21 protein-coding genes and 1 other RNA gene are annotated in these 17,748 nt (G+C 70.2%); 10 read left to right on the plus strand and 12 right to left on the minus strand.

From position 1 onward, the window contains the following. The first annotated feature begins 2 nt into the window (after positions 1–2). Positions 3–806, plus strand: a complete 804-nt coding sequence (locus tag SANBI_RS07150; RefSeq protein ID WP_319160327.1) for a histidine phosphatase family protein — start codon at positions 3–5, stop codon at positions 804–806. A gap of 4 nt (positions 807–810) precedes the next feature. On the opposite strand, the gene SANBI_RS07155 is transcribed toward SANBI_RS07150, so the two are convergent. Beyond that, positions 811–1,566, minus strand: a complete 756-nt coding sequence (locus SANBI_RS07155) for a phosphotransferase (RefSeq protein ID WP_319160329.1) — start codon at positions 1,564–1,566, stop codon at positions 811–813. 115 nt (positions 1,567–1,681) lie between these two features. Here SANBI_RS07155 and ppk2 point away from each other — a divergent pair, with 115 nt between their 5' ends. Then, a complete protein-coding gene (gene ppk2, locus SANBI_RS07160) occupies positions 1,682–2,602 on the plus strand; it encodes a polyphosphate kinase 2 (RefSeq protein WP_082543949.1) in 921 nt (306 codons plus the stop codon). A 58-nt stretch (positions 2,603–2,660) separates the two neighbouring features. Here ppk2 and SANBI_RS07165 read toward each other — a convergent pair whose 3' ends face one another. From SANBI_RS07165 to SANBI_RS07185, 5 genes are all read right to left on the minus strand, one after another. Further along, the gene (locus SANBI_RS07165; RefSeq protein WP_319160332.1) at positions 2,661–3,437 is read right to left on the minus strand and encodes a YaaA family protein; all 777 of its coding nucleotides are present in this window, start codon (positions 3,435–3,437) and stop codon (positions 2,661–2,663) included. Between the two features lie 48 nt (positions 3,438–3,485). Further along, positions 3,486–3,806 carry a YbdD/YjiX family protein gene (locus SANBI_RS07170; protein ID WP_319160333.1) on the minus strand — a complete coding sequence of 107 codons (321 nt, stop codon included), beginning with the start codon at positions 3,804–3,806 and terminating at the stop codon, positions 3,486–3,488. Positions 3,807–3,811: 5 nt separating this feature from the next. Continuing rightward, complete coding sequence (locus tag SANBI_RS07175) at positions 3,812–6,178, minus strand: carbon starvation CstA family protein (RefSeq protein WP_319160335.1); 2,367 nt, start codon at positions 6,176–6,178, stop codon at positions 3,812–3,814. 94 nt (positions 6,179–6,272) lie between these two features. After that, the gene (locus SANBI_RS07180) at positions 6,273–6,824 is read right to left on the minus strand and encodes an NUDIX hydrolase (RefSeq protein WP_319160337.1); all 552 of its coding nucleotides are present in this window, start codon (positions 6,822–6,824) and stop codon (positions 6,273–6,275) included. Positions 6,825–6,835: 11 nt separating this feature from the next. Next, on the minus strand, positions 6,836–7,291 hold the full coding sequence (locus SANBI_RS07185; RefSeq protein ID WP_319160338.1) for a DUF7832 domain-containing protein: 456 nt from the start codon (positions 7,289–7,291) through the stop codon (positions 6,836–6,838). Between the two features lie 48 nt (positions 7,292–7,339). Between SANBI_RS07185 and SANBI_RS07190 the strand changes: the two genes are divergently transcribed. From SANBI_RS07190 to SANBI_RS07205, 4 genes are all read left to right on the plus strand, one after another. Next, positions 7,340–7,726, plus strand: a complete 387-nt coding sequence (locus SANBI_RS07190; RefSeq protein WP_319160340.1) for a tautomerase family protein — start codon at positions 7,340–7,342, stop codon at positions 7,724–7,726. Positions 7,727–7,804: 78 nt separating this feature from the next. After that, an RNA gene (gene rnpB / locus SANBI_RS07195) (RNase P RNA component class A) lies at positions 7,805–8,184 on the plus strand. A gap of 20 nt (positions 8,185–8,204) precedes the next feature. Continuing rightward, positions 8,205–8,735, plus strand: coding sequence for a GNAT family N-acetyltransferase (locus SANBI_RS07200; RefSeq protein ID WP_319160342.1), 531 nt, complete (start codon positions 8,205–8,207; stop codon positions 8,733–8,735). Continuing rightward, positions 8,732–9,340, plus strand: coding sequence for a hypothetical protein (locus tag SANBI_RS07205; RefSeq protein ID WP_319160344.1), 609 nt, complete (start codon positions 8,732–8,734; stop codon positions 9,338–9,340). The genes SANBI_RS07200 and SANBI_RS07205 overlap by 4 nt, the downstream gene beginning before the upstream one ends. Positions 9,341–9,428: 88 nt before the next feature. On the opposite strand, the gene SANBI_RS07210 is transcribed toward SANBI_RS07205, so the two are convergent. Both SANBI_RS07210 and SANBI_RS07215 read right to left on the minus strand, forming a co-directional pair. After that, on the minus strand, positions 9,429–10,004 hold the full coding sequence (locus SANBI_RS07210; protein WP_319160346.1) for a hypothetical protein: 576 nt from the start codon (positions 10,002–10,004) through the stop codon (positions 9,429–9,431). A 202-nt stretch (positions 10,005–10,206) separates the two neighbouring features. After that, positions 10,207–10,623, minus strand: a complete 417-nt coding sequence (locus SANBI_RS07215) for a phage holin family protein (RefSeq protein WP_319160348.1) — start codon at positions 10,621–10,623, stop codon at positions 10,207–10,209. Positions 10,624–10,793: 170 nt separating this feature from the next. Between SANBI_RS07215 and SANBI_RS07220 the strand changes: the two genes are divergently transcribed. Together SANBI_RS07220 and SANBI_RS07225 are read left to right on the plus strand one after the other, a co-directional pair. Beyond that, entirely contained in the window at positions 10,794–10,952 is a 159-nt protein-coding gene (locus tag SANBI_RS07220) for a hypothetical protein (RefSeq protein ID WP_179912797.1), read from the plus strand. Between the two features lie 159 nt (positions 10,953–11,111). Then, on the plus strand, positions 11,112–11,444 hold the full coding sequence (locus tag SANBI_RS07225; RefSeq protein WP_179912796.1) for an STAS domain-containing protein: 333 nt from the start codon (positions 11,112–11,114) through the stop codon (positions 11,442–11,444). Positions 11,445–11,653: 209 nt separating this feature from the next. Here the strand turns inward: SANBI_RS07225 and ppgK are convergent, their stop codons facing one another. Together ppgK and map are read right to left on the minus strand one after the other, a co-directional pair. Continuing rightward, entirely contained in the window at positions 11,654–12,430 is a 777-nt protein-coding gene (ppgK, locus tag SANBI_RS07230) for a polyphosphate--glucose phosphotransferase (RefSeq protein ID WP_056131980.1), read from the minus strand. After that, positions 12,427–13,296 (minus strand): type I methionyl aminopeptidase, encoded by an 870-nt coding sequence (gene map, locus SANBI_RS07235; protein WP_319160352.1) that lies wholly within the window; start codon positions 13,294–13,296, stop codon positions 12,427–12,429. Before map ends, ppgK begins: the two co-directional genes overlap by 4 nt. 126 nt (positions 13,297–13,422) lie before the next feature. On the opposite strand from map, the gene SANBI_RS07240 reads away from it, so the two are divergent. Further along, positions 13,423–13,599 carry an SPOR domain-containing protein gene (locus tag SANBI_RS07240; RefSeq protein ID WP_179912794.1) on the plus strand — a complete coding sequence of 59 codons (177 nt, stop codon included), beginning with the start codon at positions 13,423–13,425 and terminating at the stop codon, positions 13,597–13,599. A gap of 109 nt (positions 13,600–13,708) precedes the next feature. Here SANBI_RS07240 and panB read toward each other — a convergent pair whose 3' ends face one another. Together panB and SANBI_RS07250 are read right to left on the minus strand one after the other, a co-directional pair. Further along, the gene (gene panB / locus SANBI_RS07245) at positions 13,709–14,572 is read right to left on the minus strand and encodes a 3-methyl-2-oxobutanoate hydroxymethyltransferase (protein WP_319160355.1); all 864 of its coding nucleotides are present in this window, start codon (positions 14,570–14,572) and stop codon (positions 13,709–13,711) included. Positions 14,573–14,649: 77 nt separating this feature from the next. Continuing rightward, a complete protein-coding gene (locus SANBI_RS07250; protein ID WP_319160358.1) occupies positions 14,650–16,311 on the minus strand; it encodes an NAD+ synthase in 1,662 nt (553 codons plus the stop codon). Between the two features lie 80 nt (positions 16,312–16,391). Here SANBI_RS07250 and SANBI_RS07255 point away from each other — a divergent pair, with 80 nt between their 5' ends. Further along, positions 16,392–17,726, plus strand: coding sequence for a glutamine synthetase family protein (locus SANBI_RS07255; protein ID WP_056131994.1), 1,335 nt, complete (start codon positions 16,392–16,394; stop codon positions 17,724–17,726). The last annotated feature ends 22 nt before the right edge of the window (positions 17,727–17,748 follow it).

Genomic DNA, 17,748 nt, shown 5'->3' on the forward strand with positions numbered 1-17,748 from the left:
CGATGAGCCAGACGCCGGAGACCACCGGGGGAGCAGGACCGCGTGAGCCGGGTGAGACGATCACCCCCGACGAGGCTGCTGAGCACCAGGTCTCCGGCGGGGACGTCGGCCACACCCGGCTCCAGGTCGCCCGCCCGACAGGCGCGACGTACCGCCCTGACACCGACGAGCCGCTCACCGCGATCCTCATCAGGCACGGCGTCACACCCCACACGACGAGCGGCGCCTACTCGGGCGGCGGGGTCCCCGGACCGAGCCTGAGCGGGCACGGCCGGATCCAGGCCGCGCAGGCCGCCGACCTGGTGCACCGGATCGGACGGCAGATCTGGCCGGACGTCCCGCGTGCCACGTCGATCGTCGCCTCCCCGATGATCCGTACGCAGGAGACGGCGACGGCGATCAGCCGCCGGCTGGGCCGTGCCGTGGTGACCGACCCACGGCTGGCCGAGGGCGACTTCGGCGAGTGGGAGGGGCTGACCTCCGACGAGATCGAAGCGCGGTGGCCCGGTCAGCTGCGCGACTGGCACGAGACCGGCACCTTCGCGATCCCCGGGGGCGAGTCGATCGCCCAGACGGGGCAGCGCCTCGCAGGAGCGATGGACGACCTCATCGCGAGCAGCCTCGGCAAGACCGTCGTCGTGGTCTCGCACGCCGTCGCCCTGCGCTCGGTGATCGGGACGGCCTTCGGGGCGCCGGCCTCGCAGTGGCACCGCATCCGCATCGCCCCGGCGTCGGTGAGCATGATCCGGTACTGGGCCGACGGCACGTCGGAGATCACCGCGATCGGCATCCCGCCCGAGATCTGACCGGTCAGCGCCCGCGCAGCGCGAGCCGCCAGGTCTCCTCGTGCGCGCGGGCGTACCGGGTGGCCTCGAGCCAGTGCGCCCCGTGGCCCGCGGTGTACATGGTGCCCCAGGGCTCGTGGCCCGTCTCGTGCGCAGAGCGCAGCAGCTCGTGCATCGCGGCGGCGCGGCGCCCGAGCGCCTGCGGGAGCTCGTCCCGGAGCCTCTGGTCCGCCCCGTATCCCTCGACGAAGGCTGCCAGGCCGGCTGCGGCATCTGCCGGGTCGACCCTGGAGTCGTTGATCGTGAAGGACTGGGCTGCGTAGGCGAGGTCCCACAGCCGGGTGCTCGGACCGGCCCCGTCCCAGTCGATGAACACCCACCGCTCACCGACGAGCAAGTTCCAGGGCGCGAGGTCGTTGTGGCAGACGAGGTCCGCGCCTGTCGTCAGGAGCAGGTTCTCCCACGGGACGGCCGGGTCGGGGACGAGGTCGCGGGTCGCGTCGTGGATCGACCTGACCAGCCGTCCGACGCGGGCGAGCTCCTCGTGGGTCAGCGGCGGGGAGTCCATGGCGAGCGTCCCCGGGACCATCTCGAGCACCTGGCGGCCCTGGTCGTCCTGGCCGATCACCTCGGGGACGTCGACACCAGCCGCGCGGACCCGTCGCATCACCTCGTGGACGGCGGGCATCGCGGCGGTCCACGGCTTGCGGACCGTCTCCCCGACGCGCACCACGCCCTGCGACGCGTTGCCCCCGGACAGCGGCTCTTCGGTGTCGGTCATCGTCTGAGGCTATCGGGGTCTCCCGGCCGGGCCGCGCAGACGGGCTGGGGTGCATGATGGGTCGCAGCACCACACGTCGGCCCTGCTCGTGGGCCCGCACCGAGGAGGACGTCCGATGGCGAACGACACCAGCTCATCCCGCTCCCGCCGCTCGAAGGCGACCGAGCCGGTCCCGGCCACGGAGGCCGGTGACGTCCACGTCCCCGGTGGTCCGCAGGACACGGGCGACGACTCTCCGCCGAAGCTGCCCAAGCTCAAGAAGTCCGTCTACGAGGCGGAGCTGTTCAGGCTGCAGTCCGAGCTCGTCAAGCTCCAGGAGTGGGTGCGCGAGTCGGGCGAGCGGCTGGTGATCGTCTTCGAGGGGCGCGACGCCGCGGGCAAGGGCTCGGCGATCAAGCGCGTCACGCAGTACCTCAACTCCCGGCACGTGCGCGTCGCCGCGCTGCCGGCACCGACCGAGCGGCAGAAGTCGCAGTGGTACTTCCAGAAATACGTCGAGCACCTGCCGGCCGCGGGCGAGATCGTGCTCTTCGACAGGTCCTGGTACAACCGGGCGGGCGTCGAGAGGGTCATGGGGTTCTGCACGCCTGCCGAGCACAAGCGCTTCATGGCGCAGTGCCCGGTGTTCGAGCAGCTGCTCATCGACGACGGCATCATGCTCCGCAAGTACTGGTTCTCCGTGTCGGACGCCGAGCAGGAGAAGCGCTTTGCGTCGCGGCTCGAAGACCCGATGCGGCAGTGGAAGCTGTCGCCGATGGACCTCGAGTCGATCGCCCGCTGGGAGGACTACTCCCGCGCGAAGGACGACATGTTCATCCACACCGACACCCCGGCCTCGCCGTGGTTCGTGGTGGAGAGCGAGGACAAGAAGCGGTCGCGGATCAACATGATCTCCCACCTGCTCTCGACGGTCCCCTACGAAGAGGTGACCCATCCGCCGATCTCCCTGCCCGAGCGCCCGGCGTCGACCGGGTACAGGCGCACCCCACGCGAGCTCCAGACCTACGTGCCGGACCACGCCTCGACGCTGGGGTGAGTCGCGGCGGACTGCGACGGCGCTGCGCTGAGGAGCGCGGCGTCGGACGGCGTCCGGGTCAGACGACGACGAGCTCGAGGGTCGACGCGCCGTTCTTGCCGTCGAGCAACGTCGCGTCGAGCAGCGCCCCGCCGACGAGCTCGTGCGCGGCCTTGAGGACCTCCTCGGCTGTGCGCGGCTGCTCGCCGGCGCGGGTGAGCAGGTGGCGGGTGAGGACCCCTCGGGTGTGCTTCGCGTTGTGGGACACCACGGACCGCTTGCCGTCGAGCTCCCGCAGCACGCGGACGGTCACCCAGTCCGTGCCCTTGGCGGGCTTCCATGCGGCGAGGTAGGCGGCCGAGCGGCAGTCGACGACGGCGTCGCCTGCGGCGAGCGGGCTCAGCACCTTCTCGAGGTGGGGTCGCCACGTCGGGGCGAGCGGGCCGACACCGGGCAGGTCTGTGCCCATCGACAGCCTGTACGCGGGGATGACGTCGGTGGGGGAGACCGCGCCCCAGAGCGCCGAGACCGTGCGGACCGTCGCGGCGGCGAGGGCCGACTGCTCCGCCGTGAGGTCGTCGAGCCCGGCAGCTGCGTACAGGACGCCTGTGTAGACGGCAGCGGCGCGTGCGGCGGGCTCGCTGTCGAGGCGGGTGTTCCGGGCGACGTCCTCGGCCAGGCTCGGCCCGACGCCGAGGACCTCGAGGGCATTCTTGCGGGCACTGGCCTTGGCGAGGGCCCGCAAGACCTTCGTGCGGTGCCGGGTGAGCGACGGGGCGCTCAGGGCGGCGAGGTCGACGGGCGTCCCTGCGGTCGCCGGAGACTTGCCTTCAGACGGGGGCAGCAGGATCAGCACCCGGAGAAGTCTAGTCAGCGGCGAGAGGTGGGGACGCCCGTCGTCGGCTCAGCAGCAGCGGGCGACGGGTGCCCGCTCCGCCTCGTCGGTCCGCTGCCGCCAGAACGCCCGCTCGGTCAACGGTTCGACCCCCGGGTGGAGCGTCTCGTGCCGGGCGACGTACTTGGCGTAGGCGGTGTCGCCCATGAGCTCGTGCACGTACCACCGGATGCCGGAGGCGGCCCGGGTCACGTGGTGCCAGGACCGGCGGAGCAGACGGGTGACGGGGCTCCGCCGGGACGCCGGGTCGTGAGCCGCGGCACCCGACCCTGTCGTCGTGTCGACGTCGTGAGCGACGACCTCGCGGTCCGTCACCTGCGTACCTCCCACGCTCCTCATCGTCCCGGTCCGTCGGAGGCACCTGGGGAGCGACCGCCGGGACCGTGCCCGTCGTGACCGTCGTGCCCGCCGCGCCTGGGCGCCGGCCTGCCGCCCGCTGCGACCTCCGCCTCGAGCTCCTTCTCAGCCGGTGTCGCGAGCAGGTGCTGCGGTGCGAAGAGAGAGGACTCCTCGAAGGGGTCCTCCGAGGTCGTGACCTCACCCGGGGACCTCAGTGCGACCCAGACGGCCCGGGCTGCCGTGACGAGCAGCGCGGCGACCATGAGCACGAAGACGATCGACAGCGTCCCCTGGACCGTGGTGTTCCGCACGACGGCCTCGGCGTCTGCGAGAGCCGCCGCGTCGGTGAACTCACCGGCAGCGATGCGGTCCTGGTAGAGCGAGCGCTGCGCGAAGTACCCGATCGCGGGGACGTCGGAGAAGATCTTCTGCCACGACGCCGTGAAGGTCACGACCACGTCCCACACGAGCGGCACGAGCGGGATCCACACCCACCGCACGTACCCGCGGCGCACGACCATCACGGTGACGATGGTCAGCGCTGCTGCGGCCAGCAGCTGGTTCGCGATGCCGAACAGGGGGAACAGCGTCCGGATCCCGCCGAGCGGGTCGGTCACGCCCATCATGAGCAGCGCGCCCCACGCTCCGACGACCACAGCGGTCGACAGCCAGCTGCCGAGCCGCCACGAGGGGTTGCGGAACCGTGGCACCCAGTTGCCGAGAGAGTCCGAGAGCATGAACCGCGCGACGCGCGTCCCGGCATCGACGGTCGTGAGGATGAACAGGGCCTCGAACATGATCGCGAAGTGGTACCAGAACGACATCATCGCCTTGCCGCCGAACACGTTGTGCAAGATGTTCGCCATCCCGACGGCGAGGGTCGGAGCGCCACCGGTCTTGGACACCACCGAGGGCTCGCCGACGTCGGAGGCGACGGCGTCGAGAGCCTCGGCCCCGGTGAGCGTCACGAGCTCGCCGTCGATCTCGGTCTCCCACGACACCTCGACAGGGTCGCCCGCGATGTCGGTGATCCCGAGTCCGTCGACGGCGTCGACAGCCCCCTGGGTGGTGCCCTGAGTCATGGCCTCGGGCATGTTCATCGCGAAGTACACACCCTGGTTGAGGGAGATCGCGGCGACGAGCGCCATGATCGCCACGAAGGACTCCATGAGCATGCCGCCGTAGCCGATGAGCCGGACCTGCGACTCCTTCTGGACCATCTTGGGCGTGGTGCCCGAGGCCACCGTCGCGTGCAGCCCGGAGAGGGCACCGCAGGCGATGGTGATGAAGAGGAAGGGGAACAGCGACCCCGAGAACACCGGGCCCTCGCCGTTGCTCGCGAACTCGGTGACCGCGGGCATCTGGACCATCGGCATGACGACGACGATGCCGGCGGCGAGCACGAGGATCGTGCCGACCTTCATGAAGGTCGACAGGTAGTCGCGCGGGGTGAGCAGCAACCACACGGGCAGCACCGCGGCTCCGAAGCCGTAGATGATGAGCGCCCAGGTGAGAGCCACGGGGGAGAGGTGGAAGATCTCACCGAAGGAGCTCTCGGCCACGTAGCGACCGCCGACGATCGCCGCGATGAGCAGCACGAAGCCGACGAGCGAGATCTCGGTGACCCGCCCCGGGCGGATGAACCGCAGGTACACGCCCATGAACAGCGCGATCGGGATGGTGCAGCCGATCGAGAACACACCCCACGGGCTCTCCGCGAGGGCGTTGACGACCACGAGCGCGAGGACCGCCAGGACGATCATCATCATGACGAAGACGACGACCATCGCGATGGTCCCACCCACCCTGCCGATCTCGTCGCGAGCCATCTGGCCGAGCGACCTGCCGCCGCGCCGCAGCGAGAAGAACAGCACGAGCATGTCCTGCACGCCGCCCGCGACGACCACGCCGAAGATGATCCACATCGTCCCGGGCAGGTAGCCCATCTGCGCCGCGAGCACAGGCCCGACGAGCGGCCCAGCCCCGGCGATCGCGGCGAAGTGGTGGCCGAAGAGGACGCGACGGTCGGTCGGGTCGAAGTCCTTGCCGTTGTCGATCCGCTCGGCAGGTGTCGCCCGGCGGTCGTCGGGCCGCATGAGGCGACGCTCGATGAAGCGCGCGTAGAACCTGTACGCGAAGGAGTACGTGCAGACCGACGCGACGATGAACCAGATCGTGTTGACCTGCTCACCGCGGACGATCGCGATCATGGTCCAGCCGAGGCCACCGAGCAGACCGATCGCCACCCAGAGGGCGATCTTCGGCGGGGTCCACCGATGCTTCTCGACGATCCCGACAGGGGCGCCGGCATCGTTGCGCAGCACCTCAGGGGCGGAGTCTGGGTCGGTCAGGGAGGTCGTCATCGAAGCTCCTTCGCTCAGCACGCACCGGTGAGGTGCGGTCCTGGGGGAAGGTTAGCCGATGTGGACGAGATGTGTGCTTCGTGTACGAATCGTCCTACGACACCCGGCCGAGAGCCAGCGCGGCGTACATGAGCGCGGCGACGGTCTCCCCGTCGGTGATCGTCCCTTCGCGGACCAGGTCCAGAGCCTCGGGCCACGGCACGGTGCGCGTGCCGACGATGCCCTCCTCCGCCTGCTCGTGCGCCTCGGCCGACGGACGCAGACCGCGCGCGAGAAACACGTGCTCGGGAGCGTTGCACACGCCGTTCAACGTCATCATGGAGCCGATCGGCTCCCAGGAGTCCGCCTCCAGCCCCGTCTCCTCGCGCAGCTCGCGCTGCGCCGCGAGCAGCAGGTCTTCACCGTCGGAGCCGCCCGCCGGGACCTCGAGCGACATCTGGCCGATGGTGTAGCGCTCGAGCTCGACGAGCACCACCTCGTCGTCGTCCGTGAGGGCGACGACGAACACCGCAGGGTTGCGGATCTCGACGACGCCGTAGATGCCTTCGGAGCCGTCAGGCCTCTCGACGGCGTCTTCGCGGACCCGGATCCACGGGTTCTCGTACGCGACGGTCGACGACCGCGTCGTCCAAGCAGAGGTGGTCATCGTCAGGCCTCTCAGCTGAGGAACGCAGGACGGCCGTCGTGCAGCCACTGCTCGTAGCGGTAGGAGATCGTCGGACCGACGCGGTCGTAGCTCTCCTGGGTGTCCGGCACCTTGTACAGCGTGTCGATCCCGGGGACGTCCGAGAAGGCCTCTGCGTAGTCGGACAGGAAGGTGACGTCCCCGCCGGCCCCCTCGTAGTACGCCATCGCGAAGTCCGCACCGGTCTTCGACAGGACGGCGTCTCCGAGCTGGCCGTCGAACCAGGTGAGCAGGAACTCAGCACCCGACATGGTGCCCGCCTGCACGGCGAAGATGTCCTCAGGTGCGTCGGCGAAGACCTCGTCCGAGAGGTGCTGCGCCCGGATCAACCAGGTGAGGAACATGCCGATGTGCGTCGCACCGGCCTCGGGTGGGAGGCCCTCGGGGAAGTCTCCCTCGGTGTGCCAGGAGGCATCGTCGAACTTCATGCACACAATCCTTGCACGGGTCGTGAGTCCGCCCCTAAGGTCGCCCGCATGGGTCAGATCATCGTGCACGGCAGGCGCTCGCAGTGGCGCGACCAGCGTCAAGAGCTCTCCGACGCCCTGCACGCCGCGCTCGTCGACGCCTGGCAGTACCCGCCCGAGAAGAAGTTCCAGCGTTTCGTCTGGCTCGACGACGACGACCTCGTCGCGCCGCAGCGCGGCCCCCGGTACCTCGTCGTCCAGGTGGTCGCCTTCACCGGACGCAGCCGTGAAGCCCGGCGAGAGCTGATCCGGCAGATGTACGACCGCGTCTGCGGCCCGCTCGACCTGCCCGTCGACGACCTCGAGATCGTCGTGATCGAGAGCCCCCGCGAGAGCTGGGGCATCCGCGGGGTCAGCGGCGACGAGCTGACGCTGGGGTACACGGTCGAGGTGTGAGCCTCGGCGGGGGACGAGCTCGGGAGCCGGGAGGTGCGGCCCCGACTGCTCCGGGTCGCGTACCCTTGGGGACGCGGATGAGTTGGCCAGACGACCGCGTCAGGGCTCCGGCCCTGCCGAGGAACGTCCGGGCTCCACAGAGCGAGGTGGTGGGTAACGCCCACCCGGGGTGACCCGCGGGACAGTGCCACAGAGAACAGACCGCCACAGACGTCCGCGTCTGGGGTAAGGGTGAAACGGTGGTGTAAGAGACCACCAGCGCGCCAGGTGACTGGCGCGGCTAGGTAAACCCCACCTGGAGCAAGGTCAGACAGGGTGTGTTCGAGGGCTGCTCGCCCGAGCACCCGGGTAGACCGCTAGAGGCGTGCGGCAACGTACGTCGTAGATGGATGGTCGTCACCCGCGCGCGGGCAACTGCGCGCGGGACACAGAACCCGGCGTACCGGCCAGCTCATCCGCCCTCGCTAGAGTCAGGGTCGTGCCTGACCACGACCACGACCCCGCCAGCTGGGTCGCCCCTGCGGCCGTCCGTGAAGCGCGGTTCCCGCAGGACTCCGCAGTCGTCTCTCGTCTTGTCGCCGCCTACCTCCGTCGGACGGAGTCAGAGAAGGCCGAGCGCGCGCTCGCAGACGAGCGCGACGACGGGTCGCTCCCCGCGCGCTACCAGTCCGAGGTCGACGACCCGGCAGCCGCCTTCGCGAGCTCCACGGTGCTGCTCGGAGTGGCAGACCGGGAAGCAGTCGCCATGGTCGTGCTCTCCTCTGAGGCGGGAGCAGCGTCGATCGCGCGCTTCTGGGTCGACCCCGTCCATCGTGGGCACGGTGTCGGCAGACGTCTGCTCGCCGAGGCGCTCGCGCGGCTCCCACGGCCCGTGCGGCTCTCGGTGTGGGACTGGCGGACCCCGGCCATCCGCACCTACGAACGCTCCGGCTTCGCGGTCGTCCCGTCGTGGGAGAGCCGGGAACGGCTGGTCTGCATGGAGCTGCGGCCCGATAGCATCGAGCGATGACGACCATCGACGCGCCCCAGCCGGACTCCCGATCAGTCATCCGCACGACCGCGGCCACCACGGCCTTCGTCGTGGGGTGGTACGCCCTCCCGGACTACGTGCGGTCCAAGGCCGCGCGCACGGTCCTCAAGACCGCAGGCCTCGCCGCATTCGCGGCCCTGGGCATCCGCGACATGCGCCACGACGACACCTGGCAGAAGACCGTCGCCACGGTCCGCGGGACCGGTACACCGCCGTGGAAGCTCACAGACCAGGCCTTCGAGGGATCACGCTCGTCTCAGGCTGCGTCCGACGGGACACAGGCCTCCGACGCACCAGCAGGCGAGGGGACCGGCACGCAGACGACGCCCTCGACCGTCGCCCCCGACGGGATGGACCGCACGACCCAGGTCGCGGCGCTCGCAGGCGCCGGTCTGGTCGTCATGGGCAGCAGCGTGCTCACGGTCGTCGTCGAGAAGAAGGTGTTCCACCGCAACGAGGCTCGTGCCGCGCGCGGGGTCCGCCTGCCGCACACGCGCAGCGCACTGCTCTTCGGGGCGCTCACCGCGCTCGTCGCGGTCCCGGACGTCTGGCACAGCCGCGCCGCGGAGTCCGCGCAGCGCTGACCGCTCGACGGCTCGGTCGCCGGAGCACTGCCGGAGGTCAGGAGTCCCGGACCGTGGTCGTGCCCCGACGACTCGCCAGGGTCTCAGCTCACCAGCATGTCGCCGAGGACGACGCGCAGACGTAGGCCGAGGCGAGGAAGAGCATGAAGCCTGAGAAGGCCAGGAGCGGTGTCAGGGCGACCAGGCCGAGGGTCGAGACCATCAGTGCGACCGACGGTCGGCCCCTCGGCGCCGTCCGTCCCCAGCCGTCTCGCGGCTGCGGCCGGACCAGCTCGACCAGCAGGAGCACCACGGCTACCACGCACGATGCCAGCAGCCACGGTCCGAGCGTGAAAGTCATGACGATGAGGTTCCACGAGCCGCGCCCCCACCACTCGGGCAGACCGAGCGGCAGGGTGAGCGTCGTCATGAGTGCGGAGAGCGTGGCACCCAGCACCAGGGCAGCGGGCGCACCCGCCAGGACTGTCGCGGCCACGAGCAGGCGGTGAGGCGCTGCTGGTCCCGTGGGGGAGGCTGCGCCGCCGCCGGTCGCGGCCGTCGACCTGTACTGCGCGAGCCGGCGCTCGCGGGGCGACAGCTCGGGGACCACGGGCTCGACGGGAACGGCATCGCGAGGCGGCCTCGTCACGTAGGACCGCGGCACACGGCCGTCGGGCTCGCTCATCCGTCCTGACTCCTCTGCTGCACCCGGGCCGGCCTTCGGCCCGTCCCTACGGTAGGGCTGCTGCGCGCCGCCGTCGATGGGGAGGAGTCCCGATCGTCGAGGCGGCGTCCGTGCAGGTCAGCAGCGTGACCAGTGCCGACGATGCTCGTGGCGCGAGGCGGCACCTGGGTCATGCCGAGGACCTGCCTGACGGTTCGAACGCTCAGGACTCCTGCCGCGGGCGTCGGCCCCGCGGGACGCGCTCGCCGTTCGCGGCCTTGCGGAGCAGCACGAAGGGCAGGAAGAAGGTCGCGAGCGCTGTCACCAACCAGACGATGATCGTGGCGAGCACCCACGTGCTCACGCCACGGATCGTCAGGCTGTCACCGACGAAGGAGGCGACGAGCAGGGCGACGTAGCACGCGAGCAGCCCGATCCCGCCGAGGAAGGCCGGTGCGTACCGCGAGACCATCTTGGCGATGAACGGCGCCAGCACGCTCTGGATCACGGCGAACACGACCACCGTCACGACGAAGCCCGAGGCCGTGACCGAGAAGTCGTCGAGGACGGCGTCGGCGGCGAGCAGCCCGAGAGCGGCCGACGCGAGGAAGATGAGCGTCCTGAGCAAGAACCTGATCATGAGCTGCTCCTCGGTGCTGCACGTGCAGGTGGCGGTCACCCCATGGTGCGAACCTAGCGAGGATCGTGTGCCGGCGCGAGACCCCTGCGGTCCTCGTCTGCTGCTGCACCTGGGGTGGGGACGTCCCGGCTGCGCGTGCGGGAGGAGGGGGCCCGATCTACGGTCAGCACATGAACATCATCATCGGCATCCTCATCGTCTGGGCCGTCCTGGCCGTCCTCGGCTTTGTCATCAAGGGCCTCCTGTGGCTCGCCGTCATCGCACTCGTGCTCTTCGCCGCGACGGTCCTGTGGGGGATGCTCAAGAGAGGCGCGTCGTCCAGGTCGTGACGGCCGCTCCTGACTGGGGCAATCCTTACCGTATGGAAAGCGTCAAGACATTGCCAAGAGCGAGAATCCGCGCCTAGACTCGTCGGAGATCTGGTGGTGCCGGGCTCGGCCCGGTGCGGGGGCACCAGCTCCGACGACATCGTCAGGAAGTGGTTCGGCATGGACAGCATCGACACCAGGGTGAGCGGCATCGGTCTCCTCGAAGAGCCGGGGCGGAGCGTCCTGCAGATGTGGGGCGAGGTCGACAGCGCGCTGCGGCCTGACGCGAGCGGCGCGCTCGCGAGGGCTCTGGACCGGAACCTGCCGGTCGTCATCGACACCTCGAAGGTCGAGTTCATCGACTCGACGGGCATCGCCTTCCTGGTGCAGGTCTGCACCATCGGCCGCGACGAGGGCCTCGACGTCACGCTCGTCGACCCGCCGGCTGTCGTGAGCGACGTGCTCGCGATGCTCGGCGTCGACGAGCTGGTCGGCCCGCAGCGCAAGCGCTGACAGAACACCCTCAGCGCGGACCAGGACAGGGCGCACTGCGCCATCTCTCGTCCTCCGAGGTCGGTCCCTGACCGGGCGAGCCGTGCGTCAGCCGACGCGGTCGCAGCGCGCCCTGACCACGCCTCAGACGCCAGCAGCCCTCGACCGTCTCCGGTCGAGGGCTGCTGCTGTGCTCGGCCCCGCGAGGGGGCCGCGGGGGAGAGCCGTGGTCAGTCGGCGTCTGCCGCCAGACGAGCCGCCCCGACGATCCCGGCCGCGTTGCGCAGCTTCGCCGGGATGATCGGCGCCCGGAGGTCGAGCAGCGGCAAGAACTTCTCGTGGTGCTTGCTCACGCCACCGCCGACGACGATGAGGTCGGGGGAGAACAGGTACTCGACGGTCTCGAAGTAGCGCTGCAGGCGCTCGGCCCACTGCTCCCACGAGAGGTCGTCGCGGGTCCGTGCGCGGTCGGAGGCGCGGGACTCGGCGTCGTGCCCGTCGATCTCCAGGTGCCCGAGCTCGGTGTTGGGCAGCAGGTGGCCGTCGACCAGGAGCGCGCTCCCGATCCCGGTCCCCAGCGTCGCCAGCAGGATGGTCCCGTCCTTGTCGCGGGCGGCGCCGTACACGGCCTCGCCTACTCCTGCGGCATCGGCGTCGTTCACGCCGATGACCGTGCGGTCCAGGGCCTTCGACACGATCTTGTCGAGGTTCACCCCGGCCCAGGACTGGTCGAGGTTGGCGATCGAGGGCACCACCCCGTGCAAGATCGGCGCGGGGAAGGCGATGCCCACGGGTGTCTTGTCCGGCAGGTCGAAGCTCGTGACGAGCTCCGCGATCACCGCGGTGACGGCCTCGGGTGTCGACCCCTCGGGGGTCGGGATGCGGACGCGGTCGGCGGCGAACTCGCCGGTCTTGAGGTCGACGGGGGCGCCCTTGATGCCGCTCCCGCCCACGTCGATGCCGAAGGCGATCTCGTGCGAGCTGTGACTCTTCTTCGAGTGACTCATGGCAGTGTCAGGATCTCCGCTCCGGTGTCGGTGACGACCAGCGTGTGCTCGAACTGTGCTGTCCGTCGACCGTCTGCTGTGACGACGGTCCATCCGTCGTCCCACATCGTCCAGTCGTTCGTGCCCAGGGTGAGCATGGGCTCGATGGTGAAGACCATCCCTGGCTCGATCACCGTGCTGTACTGCGGCGCGGCGTCGTAGTGGGGGATCACGAGGCCGGTGTGGAAGGCTTCGCCGACCCCGTGCCCCGTGTAGTCGCGGACCGTGCCGTAGCCGAACCGGTCCGCGTACTTCTCGATGACCCGCCCGATGACGTTGACCTCGCGTCCGGGCTTGACGGCCTTGATCGCGCGGGCCAGCGCCTCCTGCGTGCGCTCGACGAGCAGCCGCGACTCCTCGTCGACGTCTCCGACGAGGAAGGTCGCGTTGTTGTCGCCGTGCACCCCGCCGATGTACGCCGTGACGTCCACGTTGACGATGTCACCGTCCTCGAGGACGGTCGAGTCGGGGATCCCGTGGCAGATGACCTCGTTGATCGAGGTGCACAGCGACTTCGGGAAACCCCGGTAGCCCAGGGTCGAGGGGTAGGCGTGGTGGTCGAGCATGTACTCGTGCCCGATCCTGTCGAGCTCGTCGGTCGTCACGCCGGGTGCCACGTGCTCGCCGACGAGGGCGAGGGCGCGGGCGGCGATCGTCGAGGCCACGCGGATCCGCTCGACCACCTCGGGGGCGACGACGTCCGGCCCCGTGTACCGCGCCGGTCCGGGACGGCCCACGTACTCCGGGCGGGGAATCGACGCAGGGACCTGGCGTCGGGGACCGACGGTGCCAGGGACGAGCAGAGAGCTGGATCGCGCGGAAGACATGGGCCCAGTCTACGGACCAGGGCGTCCGCAGTCGCCAGGAACGCGACCAGGGCGAGCGAGACGGTGCGCCCCCAGGCAGAATGGGTGCTCAGAGAGCGCCCCAGGCGCAGAGCTGAGGAGGGCCCCGTGGCCGAGTTCTACTTCAACACCAAGACCCGAGAGGTCGAAGAGGGCAAGCCGTCGTCGTGGACGAACCGGATGGGCCCGTACCCCACGCGCGAGGCGGCGCAGAAGGCGCTCCAGCAGGCCGACGCCCGCACCGAGGCGTGGGACGAGGCCGACGCGGAGGACGAGCGGGCCTGACAGCCCGGCTGAGCCCGGGTCGGCTCCGTGCGACCGACATGACGAGAAGGCCCCGACGACTGACGTCGTCGGGGCCTTCTCGTCGTCCTGGACCGGCGGCTGAGGTCGGTCAGTGCTCGTACTGGTGCTCAGGTCCCGGGAAGGTCGAGGACTGCACCTCGGAGACGTAGGCCTGCGCTGCGTCCGACAGTGCCTGGCCGACCTGCCCGAACTGCTTGGCGAACCGCGGCGACCACGCACCCATGCCGGCCATGTCGGTCCACACGAGCACCTGCCCGTCGACCTCGTTGCCCGCACCGATGCCGATCGTGGGGATCCGCAGGATCTCGGTGGCCCGGGCGGCGACGGGGGCAGGGACCATCTCGAGGACGACCGCGACGGCGCCGGCCTCCTGGAGGGCGAGAGCGTCCTCGCACAGCAGCTCGGCTGCCTCTTCGCCGCGACCCTGCACGCGCTTGCCACCGAGCATGTTCTCCGACTGCGGCGTGAACCCGAGGTGCCCGAAGACCGGGATGCCCGCGCCGGTGAGGAGCGCGACATGGGCGGCGATGCGCTTGCCACCCTCGATCTTGACGGCCTGCGCGCCGGTCTCCTTGAAGATGCGCACCGCCGACTGGAGCGCCTGCTCGGGGGAGGCCTCATAGCTGCCGAAGGGCAGGTCCACGACGACCATCGAGTGCTTCGCGGCGCGCGCGACCGAGCGGGCCGCGACGACCATCTCGTCGAGGGTCACCGGGATGGTGTTCTCGTGACCGAGGACGTTGTCCCCGGCCGAGTCGCCGACGAGCAGCAGGTCGACCCCGGCGTCGTCGAAGATCCGCCCTGTGATCGTGTCGTAGGCGGTGAGCATCGTGAGCTTGCGCCCGGCCTCCTTGTGCTCGGCCAGGTGGTGCACGCGGAACCGCTTGCGCTGTGCGGGTGCGACGGGGGTCTCGGCTCCGGTGCCGGAACCGGGGAGCGAGTGCTGTGCCATGTGTGCTGCCTCTGCGTCGTGGGTGGGTCTGCGTCAGACGACCGGCCAGGTCGTGACCGGCCGGGGGTGCGGGGGTGTCAGGCGTGCGGCTCGCGCCAGCGCGAGGTCACCGGGAGCCGGCGGTCGCGCCCGAAGGCGAGAGCCGTGACCTTAGGGCCGAGCGGGTACTGCCGGCGCTTCCACTCGGCGCGGTCGACGAGCGAGACGACCTTGTCGACCACCTCTTCGTCGAAGCCGCGGGCGAGCAGCTCGGCCCGGCCCTCGGCGTGCTCGATGTACGCGTCGAGGACCTCGTCGAGCAGGTCGTAGGGCGGCAGGGAGTCCTGGTCCACCTGGCCCGGGCGGAGCTCGGCCGAGGGGGGCTTGGTGATCGAGCTCTCCGGGATCGGCGGGATCTGCCCGGCGTCGAGGGCCGCGTTGTTGCGCCAGCGCGAGAGCGCCCATACCTGCGACTTGTCGACGTCCTTGATGGGGGCGTAGCCGCCGACGGCGTCGCCGTAGATGGTCGAGTACCCGACGGCGAGCTCGGACTTGTTACCCGTCGCCAGGACGAGGTGACCCTCGGCGTTCGAGAGCCCCATGAGGATCATGCCGCGCACGCGCGCCTGGAGGTTCTCGGCCGCGACGTCCTGCAGGTCGAGCTGCCCCTGGAAGGCGTCGACCATCGGTGCGATCGGCTGGACCCTGTAGTGGGCGCCGATGCGCTTGGCCAGGTCCGCAGCGTCGTCCTTGGAGTGCTCCGAGGAGTAGGTCGAGGGCATCGAGACGCCGTAGACGTTCTCTCCGCCGATCGCGTCGGCGCAGATCGCGGCGACGAGGGCCGAGTCGATCCCGCCGGACAGACCGAGCACCACGCTGCGGAACCCGTTCTTGCGCACGTAGCCGCGCACCCCGGTGACGATCGCCTGGTAGACCTCTTCCTCGTCGCCGAGCGGCGGGGCGAGCGGTCCACGGTGCTCGGGCTCGCCGTCAGCGGCGAGGTCCCACAGGAGCAGGTGCTCGACGAACTGGGGTGCGCTCGTCAGGACCGAGCCGTCCTCGCCGACCACGAAGGACCCGCCGTCGAAGACGAGGTCGTCCTGGCCGCCGACCATGTTCACGTAGGCGACCGGGGCGCGCAGCTCGTGGGCCCGGCGGGCGGCGAGGTCGGTCCGGGTGTGCCCCTTGCCCTCCTCGAAGGGCGAGCCGTTGAGCACGAGCAGCAGGTCGACCTCGGCCTGGGCGAGCTCGGCGACCGGTCCGCCGTCCTGCCAGATGTCCTCGCACACCACGAGCCCGACACGTCGGCCCTGGATCTCGAGGATGCAGGGCTCGGCGCCCGGCGCGAAGATGCGGAACTCGTCGAAGACACCGTAGTTCGGGAGGTGGTGCTTGTCGTAGGAGGCCGTCACCGCACCGTGCTGGAGGACGACGGCCTGGTTGGTCGGCCGGGTCCCGGGGCTCGTGCGCGTCACCTGCGGCGCCCCGACCGTGCCGAGCACGACGGTGAGGTTGCCCAGCCCGTCGGCGACCAGCTGGTCCGCGATCGTCTGCACGGCCGCGCGGGCCGCCCGCTGGAAGGACGCACGCAGCGCGAGGTCCTCGATCGGGTACCCGGTGATCGTCATCTCGGGGAAGGCCACCACGTGGGCGCCCTCGGCCGCGGCGCGCCGCGACCACTCGAGGATGGTCCGGGAGTTCGTGTCGACGTCGCCGACGCACGTGTCGATCTGCGCAAGGGCGATCCTGATGTCCACCATGCGACCGACCCTAGTGCTTTCCCTCGGCGATTTCCGTCTGTCGCGCACCAAAAGCCTCTGGCATCAGCCATGATGGACCCATGGACAGGCAGCAAGAGTTCGTGCTCCGCACGGTCGAGGAGCGCGACATCCGCTTCATCCGCCTCTGGTTCACCGACGTGCTCGGGATGCTCAAGTCCGTTGCGATCGCACCGGCCGAGCTCGAGTCCGCGTTCTCCGAGGGCATCGGCTTCGACGGCAGCGCCATCGAGGGGCTGACGCGCGTCTACGAGGCGGACATGATCGCCCGGCCCGACCCCACGACCTTCCAGGTGCTGCCCTGGCGTGGTGAACATCACGGGACCGCCCGGATGTTCTGCGACATCCTCACCCCCGACGGTGAGCCCTCGCTCGCGGACTCCCGCAACGTGCTCAAGCGCGCGCTCGCGAAGGCCTCTGACCAGGGGTTCACCTTCTACACGCACCCCGAGGTCGAGTTCTACCTCTTCGAGCCGCCGACGGCCGACGGACCGCTGGTCCCGATCGACCACGGCGGGTACTTCGACCACGTCGCCCGCACGCAGGGGCACGACTTCCGCCGCGCCGCGATCACGATGCTCGAGTCCATGGGCATCTCGGTCGAGTTCTCCCACCACGAGGCAGGCCCCGGCCAGAACGAGATCGACCTGCGCTACGCGGACGCCCTCACCACGGCCGACAACCTCATGACCTTCCGCACGGTCATCAAGGAGGTGGCGCTCGAGCAGGGCGTCTTCGCCTCCTTCATGCCCAAGCCGCTCGCCGACCAGCCGGGGTCGGGTATGCACACCCACCTCTCGCTCTTCGAGGGGGACCGCAACGCCTTCCACGAGCCCGGGGCGCAGTACGAGCTGTCGAAGACGGCCCGTCACTTCATCGCCGGTCTCCTCGTGCACGCCGCCGAGATCACCGCCGTGACCAACCAGCACGTGAACTCCTACAAGCGCCTGTGGGGCGGGGCCGAGGCCCCGAGCTACGTCTGCTGGGGTCACAACAACCGCTCCGCGCTCGTCCGCGTGCCCATGTACAAGCCGGGCAAGGGCAACTCGAGCCGCGTGGAGTACCGCGCGCTCGACACCGCCGCCAACCCGTACCTGGCCTTCGCGCTCACGCTCGCGGCCGGTCTCAAGGGCATCGAAGAGGGCTACGAGCTGCCCGAGGCGACCGACGACGACGTGTGGGAGCTCACCGACGCCGAGCGTCGCGCGCTCGGCATCAAGCCGCTGCCGCAGACCCTCGACGACGCGATCAGCCTCATGGAGAAGTCCGAGCTCGTCGCCGAGACCCTCGGCGAGCACGTGTTCGACTTCGTGCTCAAGAACAAGCGGCAGGAGTGGCAGGGCTACAGCCAGCAGGTCACGCCCTTCGAGCTCAAGCGCCTGCTCCAGGTCCTCTGACCCGGCCGCCACGCACCACCCC

It is taken from the genome of Sanguibacter biliveldensis (assembly GCF_033798665.1).
GTDB classification, from domain to species: Bacteria; Actinomycetota; Actinomycetes; order Actinomycetales; family Cellulomonadaceae; genus Sanguibacter; species Sanguibacter inulinus.